Raw genomic sequence first — 12109 nt, 5'->3', positions numbered from 1 at the left:
CGGACGGCCGCCGACGGGCGTCAGCGGCAGCCGCATCCCGCCAGCGCGGCCACGAACCCGTCGATCGCCTGGCGCGGCGCCCACTGCCCGCCCTCGGGCGTCTGGTCGGCCATCACGACGAACACGAGCTGGCGGCGCTGGACGTCCAGGGCCGTGCCCGCGAGCGACGTGACGTTGGGCAGCGACCCGGTCTTGGCGCGGACCAGGCCCCGGGCGTCGGACCGGGTGAACCGGTCGGACAGCGTCCCCGACAGCCCCGCGACGGGCATGCCGACGGCGACGTCGCGCAGGTCGGGGTGGGCCGGGTCGGTCGTCAGCCGCAGGACGGCGGCCAGCTGCGACGGCGCGATCACCGACCCCGCGGCCAGGCCCGACGCGTCCACGAGCCGCGCGCCGGTCAGGTCGACACCGAGGGTCGAGACCTGGTGCAGCACCGCCTGCGTGCCGCCGTCGAAGCTCGCCGGCAGCCCGCCGTCCAGCGCGACGAGCCGCGAGACGACCTCGGTGATCGTGTTGTCCGACGTCTCGAGGAAGTAGTGCACGACGTCGACGACGGGCGCCGACTCCACGCGTGCGATCTCGGTCCGATCCCCCACGGGGTCCGTCCGCGCGGGGGACCCCTGCACCGCCACGCCCAGCTCCGCCAGGCGCTGCGCGAAGACCGCCGCCGCCGCCAGCGACGGGTCGCCGGAGCGCTGGGCGTACTCGCCCTCGCGCAGCTTGGCGATGTCGACCGCCAGCGCCGTGACCGGCGCCGCGTACCCGTCGCGGACGTAGGAGGGGTCCCACGCGGGGCTCGTCGTCGGGCCGCTGAACAGCGAGTCGTCGACGAGCAGCCGCACGCTCGCGACACCCTGCAGCGCGAGCGCGGCCGCGGTGGCCTGCGCGAGGTCCGCCATGCCGGCACGGCCCACCGTCGCGGACGGGTCCCCCGCGCCCGCGGCGAGCATCATGTCGCCGCCCCCGACGAGCGCGATCGTGCCGTCGTCGACGCGCACGACGCGCGTGGCGAGCGTCGCGTCGGGGTCCAGGGCCGTCAGCGCGGCGACGCCGGTCAGGACCTTCGCGGTGGACGCCGGGACGCGGCCCGCGTCGGGGACGTTGCCCGCGAGCAGCTCGCCCGTGAGCTGGTCGACGACCGCGACACCGACGGAGGGGCCCATCCGCGCGTCGGTGACGAGCGCGTCGACGAGGGCCTGGACGGCGGCGGCGGCGGGCAGCGGCACCTGGGGGTCGAGGTCGCCCAGCGCGCGCGGCACGGCCGTCGGCTCGACGGCACCGGGAGCCGTCGGGAACGGCAGCGGGTCCGCGATCGGCGGCGCGACGGTGACGATGCCCGGCACGACGTCGTAGGCGTCGGCCGTGCCGTACGCCCCGGCCGCGAGGACGACCACGAGGGTGCCCACGCCCGCCACCCGTGCCGCTGTGGTCATCGTCACCCGTCTCGTCGTGCGGCGGCCCCGGTACCGCCGCATCGGTGCGTCAGACTACTGTCCGAGACAGCGGCGACGACGAGGACGACGCGCCAGAAGTGCATCGACCCCCACCGCCGACGGGCCGGGGACGCGTGGAGGGAAGCACAGTGGAGTTCGACGTCACGATCGAGATCCCCAAGGGGCAGCGCAACAAGTACGAGGTGGATCACGCCACCGGGCGCATCCGCCTCGACCGGATGCTCTTCACCTCGACCCGGTACCCCGACGACTACGGCTTCATCGAGGGCACCCTCGGCGAGGACGGGGACCCGCTGGACGCGCTCGTGCTCCTGGAGGAGCCGACGTTCCCGGGCTGCCTGATCCGCTGCCGCGCGCTCGGCATGTTCCGCATGCGCGACGAGGCGGGCGGCGACGACAAGGTGCTGTGCGTCCCGACGGGCGACCAGCGCGCCGCGTGGCGCCAGGACATCGACGACGTCTCCGACTTCCACCGCCTGGAGATCCAGCACTTCTTCGAGGTCTACAAGGACCTCGAGCCCGGCAAGTCCGTCGAGGGTGCGCACTGGACGGGCCGCGCCGAGGCGGAGGCCGAGATCGAGCGCTCCCGGCAGCGCGCGATCGACTCGGGGTACTACAACCACTGACGCGCCGGCCGAGCCCGGTCGCTGATCGACACGGACGCCCTCCCACCGGCAGGCGGGAGGGCGTCGTCGCGTCTGCGGCCGGGTGCGCCGCCGGAGGGCGTCAGGGGCGCCCGGCGTACGGCATGGTGCTCGACCAGCGCATCGACGTGATGCGCAGCGGGACGCCGGGCCGCGAGGCCTCCATGATCTGGCCGTTCCCGACCCACATCGCCACGTGGTAGATGCTGTTCGGGTCGTTGGCGTTGCTGCCCCAGAACACCAGGTCGCCGGGGCGCAGCTGGTCGTAGCTGATCTTGAGGACCTGCTTGTACTGGTCGCGCGACGTGCGGTTGATGCTCACGCCCGCGGCGCGCCACGCCTGGCTGGTCAGCCCGGAGCAGTCGTAGCCGTCGGGGCCGTTGCCGCCGTACACGTACGCGAGGCCGACCTTGCTCTGCGCCCAGGCGGCCGCAGCCTCACCGGCACCGGCCGAGCCGCGCGACGAGCCGGTGCCCAGGCCGTAGGGGTTCGACGGGGCCGGAGCCGGGGCGGGTGCGGGAGCCGGGGCGGGTGCGGGGGCGGGCGCCGGGGCCGGGGCCGGGGGTGCGCCGGGCGCGGGGGCAGGAGCGGGTGCGGGAGCCGGTGCGGGGGCGGGCGCCGGAGCCGGGGCGGGCGCGGCACCACCGCTCGTCGGCGCCGACGACGACCCTCCGGAGGGCGTCGCGACGGCCGGGGGCTGGTTGCGCTGGGTCTGCGCGGCGGCCTCCGCACGCGCCCGGCGCTCGGCGTCGAGGGCGTCCTGCCGGGCCCGCTCGACCTCGGCGCTGGTCTGGCGCGCCGCGGCGAGCGCGGAGATGAGACCGTCGCGCTCCGCCTGGCCCGCGGTGAACGACGCGGTGGCCTCGGTCTGCGTGCGCTCGGCGTCGTCGAGCGCGGTCTGCGCGGCACCGGCGGCGTCGTCGGCGTCCTGGGCGGCGTCGGCGGAGCGGCGCGCCATGGTGCCGGCGACGAGCAGCGTCGCCTGGTACTCCTGGACGGCCTCGTCGGCCTTGCCGGTGGCCTGGTTGAGGGCGGTCGTGCGCCGGGCGACGTCCTGGAACCCGTCGGCGGACAGCGCGGCCTCGAGCACCTCCGCGGAGCCGCCGCTGCGGGCGAGCTGACGGGCGAACGCGACGAGCTTGCGGCGGGCCACCTCGGCCTGGTCACCGGCCTCGGCGGAGCGCGCGGCGGCGTCCTGCGCGCGGACCCGGGCGGCCTCGGCGTCCGCGACGGCCTGCGTGTAGCCCTCGGCGGCGGTCTGGACCGCGACCTCGGCGGCCTCGGCGGACGCCGCGAGCTCGGCGAGCCGGACCTCCATCTGCGCGACGGACTGCTGCGCGCGGCCGACGGCGGCGCGGGCGTCGCGCACGTCGTCGGCGGACGGTGCGGCGGTGGCCGGCGGGACGACGAGCCCGAGCGCCAGCAGGCCGACGGGCAGGGCGACCAGCGAGCGGTGGACGCCACGGCGGGTGGATCGTGGCGCGCGCACGTGCCCCCCGTCGGACCCTCGTCGGGGAGCCGGACGGGGGTCGGGTGTCACGCCTGCGTCACGCACGTCTGGGACGCTACCTGTGGGATTCCCACAAGAGAACACCTGTCACACCGGTCCCAGAAGTCACATCGTTGTGCTTCGGGAGCAACCCGGACAGACCCCTGCGGCCATCCGGGTGAACCGCCGCGCCACCACCCCTCCCGACCGGAACACCGCTCACGTCACCGCCCCCGGGACGGGTACCCACGTTCCGGTCGGAGCCCACTCACACCGTCGACCGGAACACCGCTCACGCCAACGACCCGTGAACGAGTACCCACGTTCCGGTCGGGGTGGGTGGGGTGCCTGAGGCGGGGGGCGGCGGGTGAGATGTCGCGGCGCGGCACCGAGACGATGGGCACGATCGTCTCTGATCGTGAGACGTGCGTGTCGGGGATCGGGACGGCCGACGTACTCTCCTTGCCATGTTCCGTCGAATGTGTCGCTGACCAGCGCACGTTCGGCCTGCCCGCGGACCGCCCACCCCGACGTCGGGGTCACCGGCTCCGCGTCCCGGCCACGGCTCGGCACGTGCGCATCCCCCTGACCCCCCGCGGGGCGGGCGTCGACTGCGCGCTCCTCGGGCGACCTCCCCCCATCGCCCACCGACCACCGGCAGCACGCCGGCGAGGAGCACACCATGAGCAACGAGAGCTGGAGCTTCGAGACCCGCCAGATCCACGCGGGCCAGACCGCCGACCCCACGACCGGGGCACGCGCCCTGCCGATCTACCAGACGACGTCGTTCGTCTTCGACTCCGCCGAGCAGGCCGCGGACCGGTTCGCGCTCAAGGAGCTCGGGCCCATCTACACGCGCATCGGCAACCCGACGACGGAGGTCGTCGAGAACCGCATCGCGAGCCTCGAGGGCGGGGTCGGCGCGCTGCTGCTCGCATCCGGCCAGTCGGCGTCGACGTTCGCGATCCTCAACGTCGCCGAGGCCGGGGACCACGTCGTCGCCTCCCCCAGCCTGTACGGGGGCACCTACAACCTCCTGCGCCACACGCTGCCCAAGCTCGGCATCGAGACGACGTTCGTCAGCGACCCGCACGACGCGCAGGCGTGGCGCGACGCGATCCGCCCGAACACCAAGCTGTTCTTCGCCGAGACGATCCCGAACCCTCAGGCCGACGTGCTCGACATCGAGCTGGTCGCGGGTGTCGCGCACGAGCACGGCGTGCCGCTCGTCGTCGACAACACCGTCGCGACGCCGTACCTGATCAACCCGCTCCAGTGGGGCGCGGACGTCGTCGTGCACTCGGCCACCAAGTACCTCGGCGGGCACGGCTCCGCGATCGGCGGCGTGATCGTCGACGGCGGCACGTTCGACTACGCGCAGCACCCCGAGCGCTTCCCCAACTACAACACCCCCGACCCGTCGTACAACGGCCTGGTGTTCGCGCGGGACCTGGGCGTCGGCGGCGCCTTCGGCGTGAACCTGTCGTTCATCCTCAAGGCGCGCGTGCAGCTGCTGCGCGACCTGGGCGCCTCGATCAGCCCGTTCAACGCGTTCCTCATCGCGCAGGGCATCGAGACCCTGTCGCTGCGCGTCGAGCGGCACGTCGAGAACGCGCAGAAGGTCGCCCGGTGGCTCGAGGCACGCGACGAGGTGCGCAAGGTCCACTACGCGGGCCTGGAGTCGAGCCCCTGGCACGCCAACCAGCTCAAGTACGCGCCGCGCGGCGCCGGCGCGGTCCTGGCTTTCGAGCTCGACGGTGGTGCGGCCGCCGGTCAGGCGTTCGTGTCCGCGCTCGAGCTGCACTCGAACGTCGCGAACATCGGCGACGTGCGCTCGCTCGTCATCCACCCCGCGTCGACGACGCACAGCCAGCTCACGCCCGAGCAGCAGCTGCAGTCGGGCGTCACGCCGGGCCTCGTGCGCCTGGCTGTCGGCATCGAGCACATCGATGACATCCTTGCCGACCTGGACGCAGGCTTCCGCGCGGCCAAGGACGCCTGAGACCCTGCTGCCAGAGCACCGACGGAAGGCACCGGCACGATGACGCACCCCGACCCCCGCACCGACGCCCCGGACCGTACGCCCGCACGGCGTGCGATGCCCGGCGCGCAGCCCGGTGCGGGGTCGGACGCGCTCGACGTGCCGGACCCGCTCGTCGGGCGCCGTGCGCGGCGTGGTGCGACGCTCGGCAGCCGACGCCCGCTGCCGCAGCGTCCGCCCGTGCCGGCCACCGCGGCGTGGCGCGACGGCGCCGAACCGGGTCGGCGGCAGTTCGCCGACCTCGGCCCGCTCAAGCTCGAGTCGGGCGGCCGGCTGCCCACGGTGCGCCTCGCGTACGAGACGTGGGGTGAGCTCGACGAGGACGGCAGCAACGCGGTCCTCGTCCTGCACGCACTGACGGGCGACTCGCACGTCACCGGCGACGCCGGGCCGGGGCACCCGACGCCCGGCTGGTGGCAGTCGATGGTCGGGCCCGGCGCGCCGATCGACACCGACCGCTGGTTCGTCGTCGTGCCCAACGTGCTGGGCGGGTGCCAGGGGTCGACGGGCCCGGCGACGACCGCGCCCGACGGGCGCCCCTGGGGCAGCCGGTTCCCCCTGCTGACGGTCCGCGACCAGGTCGCCGCCGAGCTGCGCCTGGCCGACCTGCTCGGCATCGACGCGTGGGCGCTCGTCATCGGCGCGTCCATGGGCGGGCAGCGCGTCCTGGAGTGGGCGGCCACCGCCCCGGACCGCGTCGACGCGATCGCGGCCATCGCGACGTGCGCGCAGACGACCGGCGACCAGATCGCCGGATTCCACACGCAGCTCGCCGCGATCGGCGCCGACCCGCGCTACCGCGACGGCGACTACTACGACGTGCCGGACGGCGACGGCCCGCACGTCGGCCTCGGCATCGCCCGGCAGATCGCGCACCAGACGTACCGCTCCGCCGCGGAGCTCGACACCCGGTTCGGCCGCATCCCGCAGGGCGCCGAGGACCCGCTGGAGGGCGGGCGCTTCGCCGTCCAGTCCTACCTCGACCACCACGGCGACAAGCTGGCCCGGCGCTTCGACGCGAACTCGTACGTCACCCTGACTCGCACGATGATCACGCACGACCTGGGCCGCGACCGCGGCGGCGTCGAGGCTGCGCTCGCCCAGGTCACCGCGCGTGCCCTGATCGTCGCGGTCGACTCCGACCGGCTGTTCACCCCGGAGCAGTCCGAGCGGGTCGCCGCCGCCATCCCCGGCGCCGGGCCGGTGCGGTACGTGCACTCGGACTACGGCCACGACGGGTTCCTCATCGAGGAGGACCAGGTCGGCCGCCACGTCGCGGACTTCCTCCGCGAGGCGGCCCACACCCCCTGACCCCGTCGGCCCGCATCCCGCACGCTCCCCCGCCCGGCCCTCTCCCGTCACCCCCACCCTCCGGCGAACCACGCATTGGGCCGCTTCCCGACGTCCTGAAGCCGCCGAAGGCGTGGTTCGCCCGCCCGGATGTCCGGGATGTGGATGAGGCCGGGCGACGATGTCGGGGCGGGCACCTGGTCAGCGGTTGGCCGACCCGGCCGCGCACGGCACGATGGGCGCCATGCCTGTGGACGTCACGACCGCCGCCGCCGCCCTCCGGACCCAGTGGGACCGCCTGCACGGGTGGGCCGAGCAGGTCGCGGACCCGCGCCTCGGCCGGGAGGCGTCGGTGCTGGACGGCTGGACCGTCGTCGAGCTGTGGGCGCACCTGGGCCGGGCGATGGACGCGCTCGCCGCCTGCACGCCGCTCCCCGACGACACGATCCCCCTCTCGCTCGGCGAGTACGTCGGCACGTACGCGGGCCGCGCGCAGGACATCGCCGACACCACACGCCACCTCGCGGCCGAGCACGCGCACGACCCCGTCGGGTACGTGCGGACCTCGGCCGCGGCAGCGTTCCGGACGCTCGACGCGCTCGCCCCCGGCGACCCGGTCGTGCAGGCCCGCCGCGGGCCGGTGCGCCTGTCGACGATGACGGTGTCGCGCGTGCTCGAGCTGGTCGTGCACGGCGACGACCTGTACCGCTCGGTGCGGCGCGTCCGCGGGGCCGACGCCGGGCCCGACCCCGTGGACCGTGACGCCCTCGCCCTCGTCGCGGACGAGCTGCTCGTGATCGTCCGCGCGCGCGGCGGCTGGGACCTCGAGGTCGTCGACCCCCGCCGCTGGATGCGCCTCGCCACCGGGCGCTCGCCGTACGACGTCGACGAGCTCGCCCTCGCGCTGCAGGCTCGCTACACCTCCGACGCCGTCCCCGACCTGGGCCGCATGCTCCCCCTCCTCTGACGAGGGCCGGACCACCCCCTCACCGGGGGTGAGTCCCCCCCACCCCCGCGAGAGAGCAATCCAGCACACCCGACCCCGAGCTGGATCGCTCTCTCACCACCAGGGGCGGGACCCACCCCCGCGAGAGAGCAATCCAGCACGCCCGACCCGGGGCGGGAACGACCTCTCGCGATCCTGGGGTGGCGGGGCGGGGCGGCGCGCGGGGGCGTCCGGCGGGCGGTGGCCGTGCGGGCTAGCGTGGGGTGCATGCTGTCGGCGCGCGTGGTGTCCTTCTCCCCCGACGACCCGCTGACGGGTCTCGTGGTCGACGACGCGCCCGCCGCGCCCGCACCCGACGGCTGGGAGACGGTCGACGTGCGCGCGGCGTCGCTCAACCACCACGACCTGTGGTCCCTGCGGGGCGTCGGGCTGCGCGCGGCGCAGCTGCCGATGGTGCTCGGCACCGACGCCGCCGGCGTCACGGGCGACGGACGGGAGGTCGTCGTGCACGCGGTGGTCGGCGGGCCGGACGGGCGTGGGGTCGACGTCGACGAACCGCGCACGCTGCTCTCCGAGCGGTACCCGGGCACGCTCGCCGAGCGCGTCGCCGTGCCCGCGTGGAACCTCGTCGACAAGCCCGCGGAGCTGTCGTGGGTCGAGGCGGCGTGCGTGCCGACCGCCTACCTCACGGCGTACCGGATGCTGTTCCGCTCCGGCGGCGCGCAGCCCGGGCAGCGGGTGCTCGTGCAGGGTGCGGGCGGCGGGGTCGCGGTCGCGGCCGTGCAGCTGGGCTCCGCGGCGGGGCTCGAGATGGTCGTGACGGGCCGCGACGCGGGCAAGCGCGAGCGCGCGCTGGCGCTGGGCGCCACGCAGGCCGTCGAGCCCGGCACGCGCGTCGGCCCGGTCGACGTGGTCCTGGAGACCGTCGGCAAGGCCACCTGGGAGCACTCGGTCCGCTCGGTCCGGCCGGGCGGACGGGTCGTCGTCGCCGGTCTGACGTCCGGCGACCCTGCGCCGGCGTCGCTGACCCGGGTGTTCTTCCAGGAGATCAGCATCGTGGGCGCCACGATGGGCACCCGCGACGAGCTCGGTCACGTGCTCGCGTTCCTCGCCCGCACGGGCGTCCGGCCGCTCGTCGACTCCACGTACCCGCTCTCCCGCGCCGCCGACGGGCTCGCCCGTCTGGCTGCCGGCGCCCACGTCGGCAAGATCGTGCTCGAGGTCTGAGGGCGCGTGGAGCAGCCGCGCGACCTCACAGGCCCGGCCGCCGACGCGGCCGCCGAGGCTCCGGCCACCCGGCCCGACGGTCCCGCGCCGCCGGGCAGCGCCGCGTGGGACGGCGCGACGCTCACGACGTCCTGGTCGCCCGACGCGCTCGGTGACGGCTTCGAGGCCCGTCGTCTCGACCTGGCCGACGACGACGAGGGCGAGGTCACCGCCACGCTCGTGCGGCACCGACCCGACGCGACGCTGCGCCCCGCGCGTGCCGTCCTGTACGTGCACGGCTGGTCCGACTACTTCTTCCAGGCGCCGCTCGCACGGTTCTGGCACGCGCAGGGAGCCGCGTTCTACGCGCTCGACCTGCGCAAGTACGGTCGCTCGCTGCGCGAGCACCAGACCCCGGGCTACGTCGACGACCTGCGCACCTACGACGAGGAGATCGGCGCGGCGCTCGACGTGGTCCGCACCGAGCTCGGGCCCGTGGCGCGCGTCCTGCTCATGGGCCACTCGACGGGCGGGCTGGTCCTCAGCCTGTGGCTGGCGCGGCACCCCGGGATCGTGCGAGGGCTCGTCCTGAACGCGCCGTGGCTGGAGCTCCAGGGGTCGTCGCTCGCGCGGCACCTGTCCGCGCCGGCCATCAGCCGGCTCGCGCGGTTCAGCCCCAAGGCCGCGTTGCCCAACATCGACCCCGGGTACTACGCGCGCACCATCGACGCGGCCACGGGTGGGGACTGGACGGTCGACGAACGGTGGCGTCCCACCCCGACGTTCCCCGTGCGAGCGGGCTGGCTCAGCGCGGTGATGGCGGGGCACGCGACTGTCGCGCGGGGCCTGGGCATCGACGTGCCGGTGCTCACGGCGCTCTCCGACCGCTCGCTCATCAGCCCACGGTGGAGCGAGGAGATGCGGTCGGCCGACGTCGTCCTCGACACCGAGGTGATCGCGCGACGCACCGCGCAGCTCGGACCCGTGACGACGCTCGTGCGCGTCGCGGGCGGCATGCACGACCTCACGTTGTCCGCGCGGCCGGCACGCGAGCGGTTCTACGCCGAGATCACGCGCTGGCTGATCGCGTACGGCTGGGGCTGAGAGGCCGCACGGACTGCGCGGCCTGTGCCGACCCGCGGCATCACAGCGCGCCCGTGGCCTCCGCGAGCGTCGGACCGCCGTCGCCGATGCGCCACGCACGCCACCCGTCGACGCCCTCGACGCCCGAGAGGGTCTGGGCGGCCACGTCCGGGTCGGGCAGGACCGTGCCGTCGGGCAGCTCGATCATGCCGTCGGGGCGCAGCACCGCCGAGAAGCGCTGCCCGCGTCGCTCGCGCACCCACACCAGCGTCGTGACGGCGCGGCGGCGCTTGGCCAGCATCGCGAGCTCGGGGAACGGCCAGTCAGGGCGCGCCGGGCGACGCGCGTCGGGGACGTCGGGGACGGGCTGCCCGCGCGGCGGCGTCGGGGCGTCGGCACCACCCGGCGCGCCCGACGCACGCGGCGGGGAGCCGTCGACGACGGCGGCGCGCAGCCCGGCGACGGGCGTGAGCGTCGGCGGGCCCTCGAGCATCGACGACGTCGGCGGCACGGACGTGTCGCGGGGCCACTCGGTCATGTCGGGGCGGCCCGGAGCGCCGGGTCGTGGGGAGTCGGTGGGAGGCTCCGGCGGGTGCGCCGTGGGCCCGGCGGTGCGGAACGGCAGCGGCGTCGGCTCGGTCACGCTGCCGCGCCGGCCGATGGGCGTCGGCGCCGGCGGCTCGGTCTGCTCCGGCGGGGGCGTGACGGCGCGCAGCTCGCCGGTCGGCAGGGACTTGGACCGGCCCGACGGCAGGCCCGCGGCCCGCTCGGAGTCGTACGCCATGGCCGTCGCGAACGCCTCGCTGGAGCGCACCAGGCGCAGCGCCGTGGGCTCGACCGGGCGGCGCAGGCCCTCGTGCAGCGCGAGGGGCGACACCTCCAGCAGCCGGCGCTCGTCGCCGCGGACGACGCCGACCTGCATGACGTCGACCTGGTGCTCGCCGCCGCGCAGGAAGCCCAGGGTATCCGTGGCCTCGGCCGCGACCTCGGAGCACAGCAGCAGCAGGCGCACCCCGCCGCGCGTCCGCCCGGCGGCCGAGCCGAAGGGCACGTGCTCGCGGAAGGCCGCGAAGTCGACGGCGAACCGGCTCGGGTCCACGTGGTACGCGCGGGCCAGGTCCCCGGTCGTCATCCGCGCGGCCGCACCCCCGTGCCGCAGCGCCGCGACGATCGCGTCGTCGTCCAGCACCTGCGCGACGGCCACGACGACGGGACGCCCGGACGCGTCGAGCGCCAGCAGCTCGGGCAGGTCGGCGCGGTCGGACGCGCCGCGCGCCCGCACGACGAACAGGGGCTCGCCGGCGACGGCCGCGAGGTGGTGCGTGACCAGGGCGGTGACCTCCTGCGCGAAGGACCCGGCGAGCGGCTGCATCGGCTGGACGAGGCGTGGGCGCCCGTCGTCGAGCTCGAAGATCGGCATGTCGCGTCCGGGCCTTCCTTGCACAGCGGGGCGGTCGAGACGGCGGCACGCGGCGGGTGCGGCGTGCGATCGTCGCCCGGACACTGTCCCACAACTCGGGCTACCGAGTCAGCCCGTCGGACGGGCGACAGGGGGTCCGTCCAGGGTGTCGGTCAACCGTTCAGGTGATCCTCCCCCGGGTGGACGCGCGCAGACCCCGAGGGCAGGGTGGGCTCATGCTCATCGCCTTCTCCGTCGCGCCGCTCGGTGCCGGCGAGTCCGTCTCCCAGGCCGTCGCCGACGCCGTCCGCATCGTGCGGGAATCGGGCCTGCCCAACCGCACGGACGCCATGTTCACGACCCTCGAGGGCGAGTGGGACGAGGTGATGGACGTCGTGCGGCGTGCGACCGAGGCGGTCGGCGCGCACGGGCACCGCGTGAGCCTGGTGCTCAAGGCCGACATCCGCCCGGGGCACACCGGCGAGCTCGACGGCAAGGTCGCACGGGTCGAGGCCCTGCTCACGGACTGACGCCCCCGAGGCGCGTGCCCGCGTGCG

At 75.5% G+C, this 12109-nt stretch carries 10 protein-coding genes; 7 read left to right on the top strand and 3 right to left on the bottom strand.

What is annotated here, in order from left to right:
• Positions 1–20: 20 nt before the first annotated feature.
• Positions 21–1433, bottom strand: a complete 1413-nt coding sequence (dacB, locus tag OKX07_RS03445) for a D-alanyl-D-alanine carboxypeptidase/D-alanyl-D-alanine-endopeptidase (RefSeq protein WP_265630466.1) — start codon at positions 1431–1433, stop codon at positions 21–23.
• Positions 1434–1582: 149 nt separating this feature from the next.
• Between dacB and OKX07_RS03440 the strand changes: the two genes are divergently transcribed.
• Positions 1583–2080 carry an inorganic diphosphatase gene (locus tag OKX07_RS03440; RefSeq protein WP_191780394.1) on the top strand — a complete coding sequence of 166 codons (498 nt, stop codon included), beginning with the start codon at positions 1583–1585 and terminating at the stop codon, positions 2078–2080.
• A 100-nt stretch (positions 2081–2180) separates the two neighbouring features.
• On the opposite strand, the gene OKX07_RS03435 is transcribed toward OKX07_RS03440, so the two are convergent.
• A complete protein-coding gene (locus tag OKX07_RS03435) occupies positions 2181–3587 on the bottom strand; it encodes an NlpC/P60 family protein (RefSeq protein WP_265630465.1) in 1407 nt (468 codons plus the stop codon).
• A 682-nt stretch (positions 3588–4269) separates the two neighbouring features.
• Here OKX07_RS03435 and OKX07_RS03430 point away from each other — a divergent pair.
• From OKX07_RS03430 to OKX07_RS03410, 5 genes are all read left to right on the top strand, one after another.
• A complete protein-coding gene (locus OKX07_RS03430) occupies positions 4270–5589 on the top strand; it encodes a bifunctional o-acetylhomoserine/o-acetylserine sulfhydrylase (RefSeq protein WP_265630464.1) in 1320 nt (439 codons plus the stop codon).
• Positions 5590–5628: 39 nt separating this feature from the next.
• Complete coding sequence (gene metX / locus OKX07_RS03425) at positions 5629–6939, top strand: homoserine O-acetyltransferase MetX (protein WP_265630463.1); 1311 nt, start codon at positions 5629–5631, stop codon at positions 6937–6939.
• A gap of 223 nt (positions 6940–7162) precedes the next feature.
• A complete protein-coding gene (locus OKX07_RS03420) occupies positions 7163–7885 on the top strand; it encodes a maleylpyruvate isomerase N-terminal domain-containing protein (protein WP_265630462.1) in 723 nt (240 codons plus the stop codon).
• A 246-nt stretch (positions 7886–8131) separates the two neighbouring features.
• On the top strand, positions 8132–9091 hold the full coding sequence (locus OKX07_RS03415) for a zinc-binding dehydrogenase (RefSeq protein ID WP_265630461.1): 960 nt from the start codon (positions 8132–8134) through the stop codon (positions 9089–9091).
• A gap of 6 nt (positions 9092–9097) precedes the next feature.
• Positions 9098–10174, top strand: coding sequence for an alpha/beta hydrolase (locus OKX07_RS03410; protein ID WP_265630460.1), 1077 nt, complete (start codon positions 9098–9100; stop codon positions 10172–10174).
• Between the two features lie 40 nt (positions 10175–10214).
• On the opposite strand, the gene OKX07_RS03405 is transcribed toward OKX07_RS03410, so the two are convergent.
• Positions 10215–11573 (bottom strand): hypothetical protein, encoded by a 1359-nt coding sequence (locus OKX07_RS03405; protein ID WP_265630459.1) that lies wholly within the window; start codon positions 11571–11573, stop codon positions 10215–10217.
• Between the two features lie 215 nt (positions 11574–11788).
• Between OKX07_RS03405 and OKX07_RS03400 the strand changes: the two genes are divergently transcribed.
• Complete coding sequence (locus OKX07_RS03400; protein ID WP_203674967.1) at positions 11789–12082, top strand: MTH1187 family thiamine-binding protein; 294 nt, start codon at positions 11789–11791, stop codon at positions 12080–12082.
• The last annotated feature ends 27 nt before the right edge of the window (positions 12083–12109 follow it).

The organism is Cellulomonas sp. S1-8, assembly GCF_026184235.1.
Classification (GTDB): Bacteria; Actinomycetota; Actinomycetes; order Actinomycetales; family Cellulomonadaceae; genus Cellulomonas.
Note: the sequence above shows the minus strand (reverse complement) of the source record. Positions and strands in the feature narration are given on the sequence as shown.